The sequence below is a fragment of the Tamlana sedimenti genome (genome assembly GCF_038148895.1).
GTDB lineage: Bacteria > Bacteroidota > Bacteroidia > Flavobacteriales > Flavobacteriaceae > Tamlana.
In genome coordinates, this window is the sequence record NZ_JBBVGQ010000001.1 from 1,000,521 (window position 1) to 1,017,160 (window position 16,640).

The following is a 16,640-nucleotide window of genomic DNA, read 5'->3' on the forward strand; positions in this document are numbered from 1 at the left end:
GATAAATCAGTTTTTATTGTTACCATAAAGGAATATAGCTTATATTTATCGATATGAATTTTAACTAATAAAAAGAATAAAATTATGGAAGGATACTGTGTAAAGTGTAAAGACAAAAAAGAAATCAAAGATGCGGCTGAAGTTACCATGAAAAATGGTAGAAAAGCAATGAAAGGAAAATGCCCAACCTGTGGAACAGGGATGTTTAGGATTCTTGGAAAATCTTAAGATTGATATTTAAAAGTAAAAAGGAAGCGCTTAGCTTCCTTTTTTTATAAATGAACATTCTATAAGAACTTCAGGAAAGAATGTTATTCTATTTTTAAGATTAAAATATGATGCCTAATGTGAGTCCTATTCAAGAAAGGCCAAAACAAAATCACTATAAAATGGAGATAAAGCGGCTCAATATTGTATTGTTAGCTTTGATTGGTAGTTACCCAGTAAATATAAATTATGAGCTTATTTGATACCGAATATACAATTGAAAATAATTTTGTTAAAAACAGCCCAAGTTATTTAAAGGCCATGTTTGGAACCGTTGATGTGATGCCCTTGTGGATTGCCGATACGGATTTTAAAGTAGCACCACCCATTACGCAGGCTTTGGAGCGGATTATAGAGAGAAGTGTGTATGCTTATGAGGATATAACCCCAAAGGTCACCCAAGCCATAGCTGATTGGAATTTTAGGCGCCATAATTTGGACTTGCAACCAAAATCTTTTATCCAAGTCAACGGTGTATTAACCGCAATAGCTGTGCTTCTTAGAACTTTGACTAAAGAAGGCGATGGGGTCATGATACAAACGCCTGTTTACCATCAGTTTTATAAGGCCATAAAAATGGCAAATCGCACAGTAGTGGATAACCCATTAAAAATCAAAAACGGGCATTACGCCATGGATTTTGAAAATATGGAGCAACAATTAATATTTGGGAATACCAAAATCATCTTACTTTGTAACCCTCATAACCCTGTTGGACGTGTTTGGAAACGTGATGAGTTGCAAAGGCTCATTGACCTTGCAAACACCTATGGCGTTATGATTGTTAGTGACGAGGTACATTCAGAAATCGTGTTTTCCAATTCAAAGTTCAATAGCGTTTTATCGTTTACCAGTATTCAGAACCATATAGCCATTTTAGGGTCGCCAGCAAAAACGTTTGGTATGCAAAGCATTGCTAATGGCTATATTTATGCGGCCAATAAAAAGCTTTTTGATGAGATTTATGGTTTTGTAACCTCTATGTATTTGCACCAAGGAGGAGCCTTATCGGCCTATGCTATTTTGGCGGCTTACACCCATGGAGAAGACTGGGTAAACCAATTAGTGCATTATTTGGAACAAACGATAAACTGGATTCAAAATTTCCTAAATGATGAATTACCAAGGGTAAAAATGATTAGGCCAGAGGGCACTTACCAAATTTGGTTGGATTTTAGAGCACTGAACCTATCCGAAACCGATTTGAAACAGTTAGTTTTTAACAAAGCCAAATTGGGCTTGGCATTGGGTGGATCCTTTGGTGATGACTATAAATTGTTTATGCGTATGAATATAGCATCACCACTTTCAAAACTTAAAAAGGCTTTTCAGCAATTAAAAACTTCGATTGACGGGGTCAACTAAGATGAATGTTGTTTTATAAATGTTGTGCCCTATGTCGGTACAAATGAAAACACCCTATTTTTAAAAATTTTGAAAAATAGGGTGTTTTGTGATTTTATTAGTACTCAAGGTGGGAATCGAACCCACACTCCCGAAAGAACTGGATTTTGAATCCAGCGCGTCTACCAATTCCGCCACTTGAGCTTATTTCGGACAGCAAAAATATATATTTTTTCCATATTACACATAAAAATACTAGTTAATATACTTTTTAGGTTAAAATAAATACATAAATTTGCACCTCGTTTAAAATAGGGCGTCGTTTTACGCTATAAAACAACAGATTAACTATGCCAATTGTAATAACTGAAGCTAAAATTTTTGCTTGTACACAAAGTAAAGTACTTGGTGAAAAAATTGCTAAGGCATTTGGTGCCGAATTGGGGAATGTTATTACCTCAACATATAGTGATGGTGAGTTTCAGCCATCCTATGAGGAATCCATTCGCGGCACCCGAATTTTCATTATTGGTTCTACCAACCCTGGGCCAGAAAACTTAATGGAAATTTTGTTGATGATTGATGCAGCAAAGCGTGCATCGGCAAGGCATATAACGGCAGTTTTACCTTATTTTGGATGGGCAAGACAAGACAGAAAAGATAAGCCTAGAGTACCTATTGCTGCCAAATTGGTGGCTAAAATGTTGGAGGCGGCTGGTGCTACCCGAATTATTACCATGGATTTGCACGCCGACCAAATACAAGGGTTCTTTGAAAAACCAGTAGATCATTTATTTGCATCCACTATTTTTCTGCCCTATTTAAAAAGCTTGAAGCTAGATAATTTAACAATCGCATCGCCAGATATGGGAGGTTCAAAAAGGGCATATGCCTACTCCAAAGCCTTGGAAAGTGATGTTGTTATTTGTTATAAGCAACGTGAAAAAGCCAATATAATTTCGCACATGGAGCTTATTGGTAATGTTGAAGGAAAAAACGTGGTTCTTGTAGATGATATGGTAGATACTGCTGGAACGTTAACTAAAGCTGCTGATTTAATGATGGAGCGTGGTGCCTTAAGTGTAAGAGCTATTTGTACGCATCCTATTTTATCTGGCAATGCTTATGACAATTTGAACAATTCAAAATTGCAAGAATTAATCGTTACAGATTCAATACCCGTTAAGCCGTTAAGCGATAAAATCAGAGTATTGAGTTGCGCCGAATTGTTTGCAGAAGTTATGGAAAAGGTTCACAACAACCAATCTATTGCTTCAAAATTTGTAATGTAAACTTGCAGATTCTGCAATTAAAGAAGAGTAAATTAAATTAATATAAATAACAATTATGAAATCAATTACAATCAACGGATCTCAAAGAGAAAGCGTGGGCAAAAAAGCAACAAAAGCCTTACGTAATGCTGGTCAGGTTCCTTGCGTATTATACGGAGGAGATAAGCCAGTACATTTCTCTGCACCAGAATTGGCTTTCTCTCAACTTGTATACACACCAAATGCGCATACAGTTGTGATTGAGCTTGACAACGGAACAACTTTTGAAGCAGTTCTGCAAGACATTCAGTTTCACGCGGTAACAGACAACATTTTACATGTGGACTTCTATCAATTATTTGAAAACAAGGAAATTGCGTTAGATATTCCTGTAAATCTTGTTGGAAACTCTAGAGGTGTTAAAAATGGTGGTGTTTTAAGAAGAAACAACAGAAAACTTCGTATCAAGGCATTACCAGCTAACTTGCCAGATTTTATTGAAATCGATATCACTCCTTTAAGAATTGGTGATAAGGTTGCAGTTGGTGATTTGCCAAGTGAAAATTATACATTTTTACATTCAGACAATACTGTGGTATGTCAAATTAAAACTGCTAGAACAGCTATCCTTGATGCAGATGATGAAGAAGAGGAAGTTGAAGAAGGAGCAGAAGGGGCAGAGGCAGCCGAAGGAGCAGAAACTCCAGCAGCAGAGGCACCAGCAGCTCAAGAATAGATACATTAATTTAGGCTTAAGCTTAAGTTAACATTCATTAAAAAATCTCTTGGAGTTAATACTTCAAGAGATTTTTCTTTTCATAGATGTTCTAAATCTATGCTTGATTGGAACTAAAACTAACTAAATAAAATAAGCGAAAACATTTATGGATATAATTGCAATAACTAAAATAACTAAACCTATAAAACAACATTTACTAAGAATATTATTTCTATTTTCCATTTGGGCATTCATTTTATGGTCTTAGAATTTAAAAATACTCTGCGCCATTACAGCGCAGAGTCTTTAAAAAATCCTCTCTCAAAAGAATTAATTAATAGCTCAGTAAAGGTACGCTGCAAGTACAACAAAAAAAATAAGCACTTCTACGTATTTTTTGAGCGAAAACTTACCATAATAAAAAGCGAAAGCTCTAAATCATTACGATTTAGAGCCTCCAATAATTCTCCCTAAGAACTAATTAATAGCTTCGTAAAGATAAGCAATAAAATCGATACAAAAAATACGCACCAGTACGTATTTTGAGCGCAATTATAAATATGCTTTATTTAAGTTGGCCCAAATGGAAAGCGATGTGGGTTTGTTGCCCAGATTTAGTTTCTGAACTATATTACTTCGGTGCTTATCTACAGTCCTTATAGAAATAGAAAGCTCGTCCGCTATTTCTTGACTCGTTTTGTTTTCTGAAATTAGCTTCACGATTTTTAGCTCAGATTTTGTTAGCGAGTTTAAGACCTCTGGTTTTTTTTGTTGATTGCTTGTGTCAAGGTAATCGGCAATTTCTTCACTAAAGTATGGTGTTCCATTAACAACATGTTTTATGCAGGTTTCAATTTCTTCTATGGCAAATTCCTTTAAAATATAACCGTATACGTTGTTCGCTTTGGCTTGGTCGTAAAGTTCTTCTTCCTTGTCAAAAGTTATCAGGATAATCTTTGTTGGCAAGCCATTTTTTTTGCAAGCCTCAGCAATTTCCAATCCAGTTTTATGAGGCATTCTAATGTCAAGAATGGCAATTTCCGGTTTTAGTTTTACAATAAGACTGTAAGCTGTGTTGCCGTCCTGGGCACTGCCCAAAATATTAAACCCTTTTGAAGTTAAAAAGTCGGTAAGGCCACGTAGCATAAGCGGGTGGTCGTCTGCTATTACAATAGAGGTATTCATTAAAACTTAGAGAGAGTTTTTGCCAATGGCTTATAATTTTAAATATAAGTATTTCTTTTCGTAATCTATAATGGCTTTCCCTTTTTTCAAAATGTCTGCCCCAATAATGCCATCAACGGGTTTGGATTTATGCTCAGTAAGTGCCGTATTTACATGTGTTAAATTGAATAAGACCAAAACCACTTTACTGCTCTTCCATTTACCGATTTTTACTTTGTTTTTTTGTGAGGTCTTCGTTTCCATGTTAACGGCACCTGCCCCAGCAGCTTTTATTAGAGAGTCTTCGGCGTTAAGCTGGAAAGTTTCAATACCTTCAAAACCAACGCAGGAATTTGATGCTCCAGTATCTAATATAAACAAGCCTTTTTTACCATTAATGCTAGCCTTAATTTCAAAATGATTTGTTTTTGTGAGGTGAAGCTTTATTTTAGTGTATCCTTTTTCAATTAGAAACTTTTGAAGTGTTTCTGCCATATGTCATTATTTTAAATGAATAAAATTAGGGCTATTAAAAGAATTACTATCATAAAAAAGTTATAAAATAAAACTTTTGTGATTTTGATTGCAGTTGCGTACTAAAAATTACAGACTTCACTATTTTTACATCATGATTATTACAGACACCCACACCCATTTATATAGCGAGGCGTTTGATGAAGATAGAAAGCAGATGATTGGTCGGGCTATGGAAGCAGGTGTATCCAGGTTTTTTATTCCAGCCATAGATTCAACCTACACCATTTCGATGCTTCAGCTTGAAAAGGATTTTCCGAAAAATGTCTTTTTAATGATGGGCTTGCACCCAACCCATGTGAAAGATAATTATGAAGAAGAATTAAAGCACGTGGAAGAAATGCTTGCAAAGCGAAAATTCTATGCTGTTGGCGAAATTGGCATAGACCTATATTGGGATAAATCTACTTTAGATATCCAAAAAAAAGCATTTAAGCACCAAATACAATTGGCAAAAAAATACGGATTGCCCATTGTAATCCATTGCCGTGAAGCCTTTGATGAAATTTTTGAGGTACTGGAAACCGAAAAAGATGGAGCTTTATATGGTATTTTTCACTGTTTCACAGGAACATTGGAGCAAGCGCATCAAGCCATATCTTATAATCTTAAATTAGGTATTGGCGGGGTGGTCACCTTTAAGAATGGAAAAATAGACCAGTTTTTAAATCAGATAGATTTAAAGCATATTGTTTTAGAAACAGATTCGCCTTATTTGGCACCCGTTCCCTTTAGGGGAAAACGAAATGAAAGTGCTTATATAATAAATGTGTTGGAAAAGCTAGCAACAATATATAATGTATCTTTCGAGGAGTTGGCAGCAATAACAACTGAAAATTCAAAAGTAGTTTTTAAAATATAGATATGCCCAATACGACACCTAACATTCTTCTCATATACACCGGCGGAACCATTGGTATGGTAAAAGATTTCAAAACGGGAGCCTTAAAAGCGTTCAATTTTAAAAACCTTTTGAACAATATTCCTGAACTGAATTTGTTGGACTGTAACATTGAAACGGTTTCATTTGAGCACCCGATAGACTCAAGCAACATGAATCCCGAATATTGGGTGCAGATTGTAGAAATTATAGAATCGCACTACAAGGAATTTGATGGATTTGTGGTGCTTCATGGAAGTGACACTATGAGTTATTCGGCTTCGGCTTTGAGTTTTATGTTGGAAAACTTGGCAAAACCAGTCATCTTCACAGGATCGCAATTGCCTATAGGGGATTTGCGTACCGATGCCAAGGAAAATCTAATTACCTCCATTCAACTTGCCTCATTACAGGAAAAGGGAAAACCTGTAATTAAGGAAGTGTGTTTGTATTTTGAATATAAATTGTACCGAGGGAACAGAACGACCAAATTGAATGCCGAACACTTCCAGGCATTTGCCTCATTTAATTATCCAGATTTGGCAGAATCTGGGGTGCACCTAAAAATCAATAAAGAGTATTTGTTTCAACCCAATTTAAAAAGGAAACTTAAAGTCCATAAAAATTTAGACACCAATATCGCGCTTATTAAATTGTTTCCCGGGATTTCCCAACAGGTAATAGAAAGTGTATTCAACACAAATAATTTAAAGGCCGTTATTCTTGAAACTTACGGTGCAGGAAATTGTACTACCGAAAAATGGTTTCTAGATGTTTTAAAGAAGAACATCTTAAAAGGCATACATATTATAAATGTAACACAATGTTCTGGCGGAAGCGTTATGATGGGGCATTATGAAACGAGCAGTGAACTGAAGCGTATTGGCGTAATTTCAGGGAAAGATATGACATCCGAAGCGGCATTGACCAAACTCATGTTTTTATTGAGCTTAAATGCAGAAATGGGTAAAACATTCAAAACCACATATGAAGCGCCTCTAAGAGGTGAAATGTCATAAAATTAACTGTTAAAATTTGAGCAATCAAAGATTTTTTCGTTATTTGAGCCTCCAAAAAATTAAGTGACTAAAAATTATAGAGAGGTGGCCGAGTGGTCGAAGGCGCACGCCTGGAAAGTGTGTATACTCCAAAAGGGTATCGAGGGTTCGAATCCCTTCCTCTCTGCTGTTATTTTTATTTTTAATTGCTTTTTTTTTATATCTTTAACACTTTAACTAATAAAATTAAGATCTAGAACATGAAAAGATTATTTTCTATCCTTGCCATCACTGGAATGATGGTATTCGGAACTGCTAATGCAACTACAATTGCAAACACTAGTACGGCTGTTACAACAACAGTATCGACAACACAAGATGAAGAAGCAGCGCCTGCTGAAGAGTTGAGTTTTCATCAAGAATTAAAGAAGCGTTTTATTGAAGGGGGTCCAGGATTTATGGGCATTGTATTGTTATGTTTAATTCTGGGATTAGCAATTGCCATAGAAAGAATAATCTTTTTAAACCTTTCTACTACCAACACTAAAAAATTAACTCAAGAAGTAGAAGATGCATTGTCTTCTGGTGGAGTTGAAGCAGCAAAAGAAGTTTGCAGAAATACTAAAGGGCCTATCGCCTCAATTTTCTATCAAGGATTAGATAGAACCGATGAAGGCTTAGACGCCGCTGAAAAAGCTGTTGTTGCTTATGGTGGTGTTCAAATGGGACAATTAGAAAAGAATGTATCTTGGATTTCATTGTTTATCGCTCTTGCACCGATGCTTGGTTTCATGGGTACGGTAATTGGTATGATTCAAGCATTCGATAAAATTGAAGCAGCTGGAGACATGCAGCCATCACTTGTAGCAGGTGGTATTAAAGTAGCGCTTTTAACAACGGTATTTGGTCTTGTGGTTGCTATTATCCTTCAAATTTTCTACAATTATATTATTGCTAAAATCGATAGTATTGTTAACAACATGGAAGACGCTTCCATTACGTTAATGGATCTATTGATAAGAAACAAAAAGTAATAATCTAAAAACTGAAAATTATGGGTTTACATAAAATTTTAAAAATAGTAGCCTTTGCTCTTGCAATTATTGGTGCGATTTTTGCACTAATGATTATGGCAGGAGATGAAGAGAGTGCCCAAAGCATGAGTGGAAACATTTTATATGTTGCCTATGCTGTTTTAGCTATTGTGCTTGCGCTTGTTTTGGTATTTGTTTTAAAAGGTCTATTTGCAGGAAATATTAAAAAGACATTAATCACTGTTGGAGCATTTTTGGCGGTCATATTAATTTCTTACGGAATTTCATCAGGAACAGACTTAGACTTAAAACCATTTATAGATAAAGGTGCAGACATTACTGAGTCAACATCAAAAACCGTTGGTGCAGGACTTATTGCATTTTACATCTTAGCGTTTTTGGCAATTGCTTCTATGTTATACGGTGGAGCAAAAAAAATATTTAATAAATAAATTATGGCAAAAAGAGCAGCACCAGAAGTTAATGCAGGCTCAATGGCCGACATTGCTTTCTTATTATTAATATTCTTTTTGGTTACAACCACTATTGAAACTGATTCTGGTTTAAATAGAAAGTTGCCGCCTATAGAGGAAACAGAACCGCCTATCATCAAGCAAAAAAATATTTTTACGGTTCTGTTGAATGGTAAAGACCAATTGCTTGTTGAAGACGAATTAATGGAGCTAAAAGATTTGAGAAAGGCTGCCAGAGAATTTTTGGACAATGGAGGCGACGGGTCATGTGACTACTGCAAAGGGAAAAAGGACTCTGATTCTTCTGATAATCCTGACAAGGCTATCATTTCTTTAAAGAATGAGCGTGAAACCACTTATAAAACGTATATCGCAGTTCAAAACGAACTTGTGGCTGCATATAACGAATTAAGGAATAGAAGGGCCGAAGAACTTTACGGGAAAACGTTTGCTGAAATGGAAGCGAATTACAACGATGTAAACTGGCCTGGTAACAAAACAAAGCTTAAGGATCAAATCGAACAGATAAAACTTGATTATCCTCAAAAGCTTTCAGAAGTACAATAATTAAAATTTAACATTAACTATTATGTCTAAATTTAAAAAGAAAAAAGGAGGCGATATACCAGCGGTTAATACAGCGGCTTTACCAGATATTGTATTTATGTTATTATTCTTTTTTATGGTGGCCACGGTTATGAGGCAAAACACCCTGAAAATTGAAAATAACTTACCTTATGCCGATCAGGTTGAGAAGTTGGATAAAAAGGATTTGGTAATGTACATTTATGCTGGTAAGCCAAGTGCAAATTACAGACAATACGGTACTGAGGCAAGAATACAGCTTAATGATGATTTTGCCAATGTAAGTGATATTGCTGCTTTTATAGCCGAAGAGCGAGCCTCTAAGCGTGAAGAATTAGTTCCATTTTTAACTACCGCTCTAAAAGTAGATAGCGATGCGAATATGGGGTTAATTGGAGATATTAAACAAGAATTGCGTAAAGTAAATGCGCTTAAAATCAACTATACTACCAAAAAAGGTAGTGTGTTAGATAACAAATAATTTTACACTCTTAATTTTATATTAAAGGCGCTTTGATTCATTCATAGCGCCTTTTAGTTTATAGTAAATATACTTACTTTTAAAGGTATAAAAAACATCCCTTTTTAATGAAGCCAATCCTACTTGCCATATGCATCCTAGCAATCAGTAGTTGTTTTGCACAAGAAGAACCAATTAAAGAATTAGATTCCCTTTATAAGGAAGACCAATTTTATGCAGGGGTGAGTTATAATTTACTTGATAAACGACCAAGTGGGGTTAAGCAAAGCGGTTTTTCATTAGGGTTTCATCTAGGTTTTATAAAAGATATGCCAATTAATGAAAGACGAAATTTGGCTATTGGTATTGGTTTAGGGTATTCTGCGAATTCCCATAACCAGAACTTATTAGTGAGTAAATCGGTTAGTGGAGATTTTAGCTATAGTGTTATTGAGGGAAACAACACGTATAAAAGAAACAAATTTTCTACGCACTTAATTGAACTTCCAATAGAGTTTAGATGGCGTACATCAACACCCCAAGATTATAACTTTTGGCGTATTTATGCGGGGTTTAAATTGGGATACGCATTCGTCAATACAATAAAGTACAGAGGTGATATGGGTGACTTTAAATATAGCGACAGAGGCGATTTTAATGACCTTCAATATGGGCCAACATTAAGTGTGGGTTACAATACTTGGAACCTGCATATATATTACGCGTTAAATCCAATTTTTAATGGAGATGCCCAGCTTAACAATAAACAAATAGATATGAAGGCTATTAAAATAGGACTAATGTTTTATATCCTTTAGCCGAAGTTAGTCTTCTAATTTTAAAGCCAATAATTCACCAAAACCAATTGGGGGATAGCACCAATAAAAGCACCAATAATTAGTTCTTTCCCATTATGGGCCTTTAAATGTAAACGCGAAGTAGCAATGGCTCCAATCATAACAGCCATCAAAGCTAAGGTGCCATTGATGTTTATGCTAAAATGGATGCTCAAGGCCACAAAAAACATGAATACACTACAAACCGCCATCATGTGTAAGCTGATTTTAAAATTCATAATTGCCATAAGCAAACATGTCATATTGGAGATGAGCAAGCCAATTAAAAAGAAATATATTTCTATAGCTTGTGATGGTGTAATAATACGCTGCAATACTATTATGATTATGACGCTATAAAGCATTAAGGGATATAAGCGTTCTTTTGGCGTTTCAAGGTGAACGGAATTAACCTTGCCTAAAGTCTTTAAAAGAAAGTAGGTTAGTATGGGAAGCAAAATCGTTAATATAAATATTGAAATGAGCTTGCCTTGAACGATGTCCTCAGGGATAAACCTAGGTGAAATTTCAAAATAAAACCATATTGCAAAAAGGGGCATTACAAGAGGGTGAAAAATATACGAAATGCTTTTTAGTAGCCTATCCATTATATTTTTTTTCGTAATCGCGCTACGGGAATGTCAAGTTGTTCTCTATATTTTGCCACGGTTCGCCTAGCAATTGGATAGCCTTTGTCCTTTAAAATTGAAGCTAAATTTTCGTCTGTTAACGGCTTCCTTTTATTTTCTTCTTCAATAACCGTTTCAAGGATTTTCTTTATTTCTCTAGTGGAAACATCTTCGCCTTGATCATTTTTCATGGATTCTGAAAAGAATTCCTTAATCAATTTTGTGCCGTACGGTGTGTCTACATATTTGCTGTTTGCAACTCTGGATACGGTTGAAACATCCATGTTAATCTCATCGGCAATATCCTTAAGAATCATTGGTTTTAAGTTACGCTCATCACCAGTTAAAAAATACTCCTTTTGATAATGCATTATGGCACTCATGGTGACAAACAAAGTTTGTTGGCGTTGTTTTATAGCTTCAATAAACCATTTGGCTGCATCCAACTTTTGCTTGATAAATATTACCGCATCTTTTTGTGATTTCGATTTGTCTTTCGATTCTTTATAGCCTTTTAGCATGTTGTTGTATTCTCTGGAAACATGAAGCTCTGGGGCATTTCTCCCATTGAGTGTCAATTCAAGTTCACCATCAACAATTTTTATGGCAAAATCTGGAACAACGTGTTCTACAATTCTATTATTACCCGCATAAGAGCCACCCGGTTTCGGGTTTAAATGTTCAATTTCAGAAATAGCGTCTTTCAACTGAATTTCGGAAACATCGAACTTTTGAAGCAGTTTTTTGTAGTGCTTTTTAGTAAACTGATCGAAGGCATTATCAATAATTTCAATAGCCAAATCGGTGTCTGGACTTTTTTCTTTTCGGTGCAGTTGGATGCTCAAACACTCTTGTAAATTTCTTGCGCCAACTCCCGCAGGATCTAATTGATGTACAATTTTTAATACTTTTTCAATTTTTTCTCTGGTAGTGTAAACATTTTGGGTAAAAGCCAAATCGTCCATTATATCGCTTAAATCACGTCGGATGTACCCACTTTCATCAACACTACCGACTAAAAATTCGGCAATATCCCGTTCATCGTCTGTTAGTCTGTAGGTATTTAATTGGTTTAATAAATGTTGGGTAAATGAAGTTCCCGCTGCATAGGGCATGGTCTTTTCTTCGTCATCACTACTGTAGTTGTTGGCTTGTGTTCTGTAGTCGGGAATTTCGTCGTCGCTTAAATACTCGTCAACATTTATTTCGTCTGCGCCTATGGTTTCATTATCATCAAAATCATCTGCAGAATTATCAAAGTCTGAGTCCAAATCATTCTGCGCTTCTTCCTTACCCCCTTCTAAAGCTGGATTTTCTTCTAATTCCTGTTTTAAACGTTGCTCAAATGCTTGCGTTGGCAATTGTATCAATTTCATCAATTGAATTTGCTGTGGAGACAGTTTTTGCGATAATTTGAACTGTAAATGTTGTTTAAGCATTTTTTGATTTAAGGTTGTTAATCAAAGATAAAAAAAGGGAACTGTATTCCAAAGTCATGCCATGTTTGTCCTTTTCCTATAGTTTCTTTAGAATTCTGCATTTTGGGGAGTGCGTGGAAATGGAATTACATCCCTAATATTGCTCATTCCTGTAGCGAACATCACCAATCGTTCAAAGCCCAATCCAAACCCAGAATGAACGGCAGTTCCGTACTTCCTCAAGTCTAAATACCACCAAAGATCTTCTTCAGGAATGTTAATGGCTGCCATTTTTTGTTTTAAAACATCTAATCTTTCTTCGCGTTGGGCACCACCAACAATTTCACCAATACCTGGAAATAGAATATCCATGGCCCTAACGGTTTTTCCATCATCATTTAAGCGCATGTAAAAGGCCTTAATATTTGCTGGATAATCAAATAAAATAACAGGGCATTTGAAATATCTTTCCACAAGAAAACGTTCATGTTCGCTCTGTAAATCGGTTCCCCAATCTTCTATTAAATATTTAAATTTCTTTTTCTTGTTGGGTTTTGAATTTCTTAAAATATCGATGGCTTCGGTATAGCTAACTCGTTTAAAATGATTGTCTGTCACAAAATTGAGTTTTTCAATTAGAGTCATGCTGCTGCGCTCATCTTGCGGTTTGGTTTTGTCTTCGTCTTGCAAACGCTTATCTAAAAACTCTAAATCTTCACGGTTATTGTCCAAAATGTATTTTATAACCGACTTCATAAAATCTTCGGCCAAATCCATATTTCCTGCCAAATCCATAAAGGCAACTTCGGGCTCTATCATCCAAAACTCGGCCAAATGGCGAGAGGTATTTGAGTTTTCTGCTCTAAAAGTTGGGCCGAAAGTGTACACTTTACCCAGAGACATGGCATAGGTTTCGGCTTCCAATTGCCCTGAAACAGTTAAATTGGTTTCCTTTCCGAAGAAATCTTTGGAATAATCAATACTTCCTTCTTCGTTTATAGGCGGATTTTTCAAATCAAGATTGGTAACCTGAAACATTTCACCAGCACCTTCGGCATCACTACCTGTAATGATTGGCGCGTGCATATAGTAAAAACCATTGTCGTTAAAATATTTATGAATGGCAAAAGATAGTGCCGAACGCAAACGCATTACCGCACTAAACGTACTGGTTCTGGTACGTAAATGGGCATGCTCCCTTAAGAATTCAAAAGAATGTTTTTTAGGTTGAATGGGGTACGATTCAGGGTCTGAGTCCCCTAAAACAGTTAGTTCTTTAACTTGTATTTCCACTTTTTGGCCCTTACCTTGACTCTCAACCAATTCGCCCTTTACATGAATTGCCGCTCCAGTTGTAACTCTCTTCAAAAGGGCTTCATCATAGTTTTCAAAATCAACAACGCACTGAATATTACTTAAGGTTGAGCCGTCATTTAAAGCTATAAACCGATTGGCCCTGAAGGTTTTTACCCAACCTTTTACTTCAACTTCTGGAATAATAATTTCCTGGGTCAGTAACTCTGAAACTGTTCTTGATTGCATGTGCTTGAATTTATATTGTAAATATAAAAAAAGCGTATCGGCTTACAATCTATGCAGGATTAAAAACGACAAAAAGTTATTCGTCTCCATCCTCTTCCGGGATAATATTTATTGAAGGTTCTCTAAGGACTTCTTTATTGGCGATACTGCGCTCTAAAGACAACAACAAAGAAGGCAATAGTAGTAAGTTTGACAACATAGCAAAAAGTAATGTTGCTGAAACCAATGCGCCTAAGGCTACTGTGCCTCCAAAACTGGAGATGGTAAATACAGAAAACCCAAAAAACAGTACGATGGATGTGTAGAACATACTCACACCAGTTTCTCGTAAAGCTCCATATACTGACACCTTAATTTTCCAGTTATTGGCTTGTAGCTCTTGTCTGTATTTTGCCAAAAAATGAATAGTGTCATCCACAGAAATACCGAAGGCAATACTAAACACCAATATGGTTGAAGGTTTTATGGGCACACCCAAATAACCCATTAAGCCCGCTGTTACTAATAATGGTAGAAGGTTTGGTATTAGTGAAATAAGAATCATTCGCCCCGAACGGAACATATACGCCATAAAAAGTGCGATTAAAAAAATAGCCAAGGATAAAGAGATGGCCAGGTTCTTAACCAAGTATTTAGTGCCTTTTTGAAACACCAATGCCTTTCCGGTCATGGTTACATTGTATCTGTCCTTAGGAAAAACCTTGTCTATTTTAGTTTGAAGGTTTTCTTCTATACGTTCCATTTTGTCAGTACCAATATCTTTCATAAACGTTGTGATACGGGCGTACTGGCCTGTGCTGTCCACAAAGTTCTTGAGCAAATCTACATTTGAAGATGAGTTTTTGGCGTACGATAAAATAAAGTTATTTTCTTGAGAAGTAGGCAGTTGGTAAAATTTTGTATTTCCGTTATAGTAGGCTTGTTTCGAATATTTAACCAAACCAACAACCGAAACTGGTTTAGACAGTTCGGGTGTTTCATTGATTAGGCTTTCAAGTTCGTCCATACGCTTCAAGGTGGAAAGCTTCATTACTCCCTTTTTGCGTTTGGTGTCAACCATAATTTCTAAAGGCATAATGCCGCTAAATTCTTCTTCAAAAAACCGAATGTCATTTACAAAATCTGATTTTTGGGGCATATCCTCAATCAAACTGCCCGAAATCTTTATTTGATATATGCCAATGATGCTGGCGGCCAAAAGGATTACTGAAGTAAAATATATGGCGATACGCCTGTCTTTCACCATATGTTCCATCCAATTAACAAAACCACCTATCCAACGTTTGTTAAGATGTTCTAAATGGCGGTCTTTTGGGTAGGGCAGAAACGTGTATATAATAGGTATAATTAACAAGCATAAAATAAAAATGGCCAAAATGCTTAACGAGGCCACTATACCAAACTCTTTTAAAAGTTTACTTTCCGTTAAAATAAATGTTGCAAAACCGGAAGCGGTGGTTACGTTGGTCATTAATGTGGCGTTACCTATTTTGGTGATAACCCGTTGCAACGATTTTACTTTATTACCATGTAATTTAACCTCGTGCTGGTATTTATTGATTAAGAAAATACAGTTGGGAATACCAATAACAATAATTAAAGGGGGAATCAGCGCCGTTAAAACCGTTATCTCATAATTCATTAATCCGATGATACCCAAGGTCCACATTACCCCAATACATACTACAATAAGTGAGATGAAAGTGGCACGAAACGACCTAAAAAAGAAGAAGAAAATCAGGGAAGTCACCAATAAAGCAACTGCAACAAACCAGCCAATTTCATCTACAATAAGCTGGGCGTTTAATGTACGTATGTAAGGCATTCCAGAAACCCTAACGTCCAAATTGGTTTTGTTTTCAAATGCCTCAATTTTTGGCTCTAATACATCAACAACAAAATCTTTTCTGGCGGCTGTATTAACAATGTCCTTTTTTAGGTAAATGGCTGTTCTAATAGTTTTTGTATCCTTATTGAACAAGAAATTGTCATAAAAAGGATACTTTTCAAAAAGCTCATTTTGCAAAGTCTCAATTTGGAATATTGAGGTAATGCTATCTCTTATAAAGGGTTCTAATTTGAATTTTTCATTTTTAGTGTCCTTTACAAGTTTTTGAAGGTCTATTAAAGAAATAACCGTTTCAACGGCCTCATTTTCTTTAAAACTGTGAGAAAGTTTGTTCCAAGCATTTAGGTTTTCAATCGTAAAAAGCGTGCTGTCTTTTACGCCAAGTATAATGAGATTGCCCTCTTCGCCAAAGGTTTTTAAAAAGTTATTGTAAACCATGTTTACCTCATGGTCGTCAGGCAATAAATTAGCTTCTGTGTAGGTGAAACGCATGTTTTCCCACTTTTGGGCCAACAAAAACGTAGCAATAATAATACCTACAAGAATGATGATTTTATTCCTTAAAATCAATCTTGCAGTGACGCTCCAAAAGTCTTTCGAAAAAAGTTTTAACATGCCTTATTTAAAGTTGGGCAAAG

17 protein-coding genes and 2 tRNA genes are annotated in these 16,640 nt (G+C 35.8%); 12 read left to right on the forward strand and 7 right to left on the reverse strand.

The window, feature by feature from the left end; translation table 11 throughout:
• Window positions 1-84: 84 nt before the first annotated feature.
• Window positions 85-228: a DUF5679 domain-containing protein gene (locus WJN01_RS04365; RefSeq protein WP_157804943.1), complete on the forward strand. Its 144-nt coding sequence runs from the start codon at window positions 85-87 to the stop codon at window positions 226-228.
• A 228-nt stretch (window positions 229-456) separates the two neighbouring features.
• Window positions 457-1,632: a MalY/PatB family protein gene (locus tag WJN01_RS04370; protein ID WP_445195927.1), complete on the forward strand. Its 1,176-nt coding sequence runs from the start codon at window positions 457-459 to the stop codon at window positions 1,630-1,632.
• 101 nt (window positions 1,633-1,733) lie between these two features.
• Here the strand turns inward: WJN01_RS04370 and WJN01_RS04375 are convergent.
• Window positions 1,734-1,815, reverse strand: a tRNA-Leu gene (locus WJN01_RS04375).
• A 146-nt stretch (window positions 1,816-1,961) separates the two neighbouring features.
• Between WJN01_RS04375 and WJN01_RS04380 the strand changes: the two genes are divergently transcribed.
• Window positions 1,962-2,903 carry a ribose-phosphate pyrophosphokinase gene (locus tag WJN01_RS04380; protein WP_445195928.1) on the forward strand — a complete coding sequence of 314 codons (942 nt, stop codon included), beginning with the start codon at window positions 1,962-1,964 and terminating at the stop codon, window positions 2,901-2,903.
• A gap of 55 nt (window positions 2,904-2,958) precedes the next feature.
• Window positions 2,959-3,618, forward strand: a complete 660-nt coding sequence (locus tag WJN01_RS04385; RefSeq protein ID WP_445195929.1) for a 50S ribosomal protein L25/general stress protein Ctc — start codon at window positions 2,959-2,961, stop codon at window positions 3,616-3,618.
• Window positions 3,619-4,152: 534 nt separating this feature from the next.
• Here WJN01_RS04385 and WJN01_RS04390 read toward each other — a convergent pair.
• Window positions 4,153-4,785 (reverse strand): response regulator, encoded by a 633-nt coding sequence (locus tag WJN01_RS04390; protein WP_445195930.1) that lies wholly within the window; start codon window positions 4,783-4,785, stop codon window positions 4,153-4,155.
• 30 nt (window positions 4,786-4,815) lie between these two features.
• Complete coding sequence (locus tag WJN01_RS04395; RefSeq protein ID WP_445195931.1) at window positions 4,816-5,259, reverse strand: retropepsin-like aspartic protease; 444 nt, start codon at window positions 5,257-5,259, stop codon at window positions 4,816-4,818.
• A gap of 133 nt (window positions 5,260-5,392) precedes the next feature.
• On the opposite strand from WJN01_RS04395, the gene WJN01_RS04400 reads away from it, so the two are divergent.
• The 8 genes from WJN01_RS04400 to WJN01_RS04435 all read left to right on the forward strand — a co-directional run bounded on the left by WJN01_RS04400 (window position 5,393) and on the right by WJN01_RS04435 (window position 10,546).
• Window positions 5,393-6,160: a TatD family hydrolase gene (locus tag WJN01_RS04400; protein WP_445195932.1), complete on the forward strand. Its 768-nt coding sequence runs from the start codon at window positions 5,393-5,395 to the stop codon at window positions 6,158-6,160.
• Window positions 6,161-6,162: 2 nt separating this feature from the next.
• A complete protein-coding gene (locus WJN01_RS04405) occupies window positions 6,163-7,197 on the forward strand; it encodes an asparaginase (protein WP_445195933.1) in 1,035 nt (344 codons plus the stop codon).
• Window positions 7,198-7,275: 78 nt separating this feature from the next.
• A tRNA-Ser gene (locus tag WJN01_RS04410) sits at window positions 7,276-7,363 on the forward strand.
• A gap of 73 nt (window positions 7,364-7,436) precedes the next feature.
• The gene (locus WJN01_RS04415; protein WP_370477189.1) at window positions 7,437-8,210 is read left to right on the forward strand and encodes a MotA/TolQ/ExbB proton channel family protein; all 774 of its coding nucleotides are present in this window, start codon (window positions 7,437-7,439) and stop codon (window positions 8,208-8,210) included.
• Window positions 8,211-8,230: 20 nt separating this feature from the next.
• Window positions 8,231-8,662 carry a hypothetical protein gene (locus WJN01_RS04420; protein ID WP_445195934.1) on the forward strand — a complete coding sequence of 144 codons (432 nt, stop codon included), beginning with the start codon at window positions 8,231-8,233 and terminating at the stop codon, window positions 8,660-8,662.
• Window positions 8,663-8,665: 3 nt separating this feature from the next.
• On the forward strand, window positions 8,666-9,250 hold the full coding sequence (locus tag WJN01_RS04425; protein ID WP_445195935.1) for an ExbD/TolR family protein: 585 nt from the start codon (window positions 8,666-8,668) through the stop codon (window positions 9,248-9,250).
• A 22-nt stretch (window positions 9,251-9,272) separates the two neighbouring features.
• On the forward strand, window positions 9,273-9,749 hold the full coding sequence (locus tag WJN01_RS04430; protein WP_445195936.1) for an ExbD/TolR family protein: 477 nt from the start codon (window positions 9,273-9,275) through the stop codon (window positions 9,747-9,749).
• A 107-nt stretch (window positions 9,750-9,856) separates the two neighbouring features.
• Window positions 9,857-10,546, forward strand: coding sequence for a porin family protein (locus WJN01_RS04435; RefSeq protein ID WP_445195937.1), 690 nt, complete (start codon window positions 9,857-9,859; stop codon window positions 10,544-10,546).
• Between the two features lie 20 nt (window positions 10,547-10,566).
• On the opposite strand, the gene WJN01_RS04440 is transcribed toward WJN01_RS04435, so the two are convergent.
• From WJN01_RS04440 to WJN01_RS04455, 4 genes are all read right to left on the reverse strand, one after another.
• Window positions 10,567-11,172 (reverse strand): hypothetical protein, encoded by a 606-nt coding sequence (locus tag WJN01_RS04440; RefSeq protein WP_445195938.1) that lies wholly within the window; start codon window positions 11,170-11,172, stop codon window positions 10,567-10,569.
• Window positions 11,172-12,632, reverse strand: coding sequence for an RNA polymerase factor sigma-54 (gene rpoN / locus WJN01_RS04445; RefSeq protein WP_445195939.1), 1,461 nt, complete (start codon window positions 12,630-12,632; stop codon window positions 11,172-11,174). Before rpoN ends, WJN01_RS04440 begins: the two co-directional genes overlap by 1 nt.
• An 87-nt stretch (window positions 12,633-12,719) precedes the next feature.
• On the reverse strand, window positions 12,720-14,153 hold the full coding sequence (asnS, locus tag WJN01_RS04450) for an asparagine--tRNA ligase (RefSeq protein WP_445195940.1): 1,434 nt from the start codon (window positions 14,151-14,153) through the stop codon (window positions 12,720-12,722).
• Between the two features lie 76 nt (window positions 14,154-14,229).
• Complete coding sequence (locus WJN01_RS04455; protein ID WP_445195941.1) at window positions 14,230-16,617, reverse strand: efflux RND transporter permease subunit; 2,388 nt, start codon at window positions 16,615-16,617, stop codon at window positions 14,230-14,232.
• Window positions 16,618-16,640 lie beyond the last annotated feature (23 nt).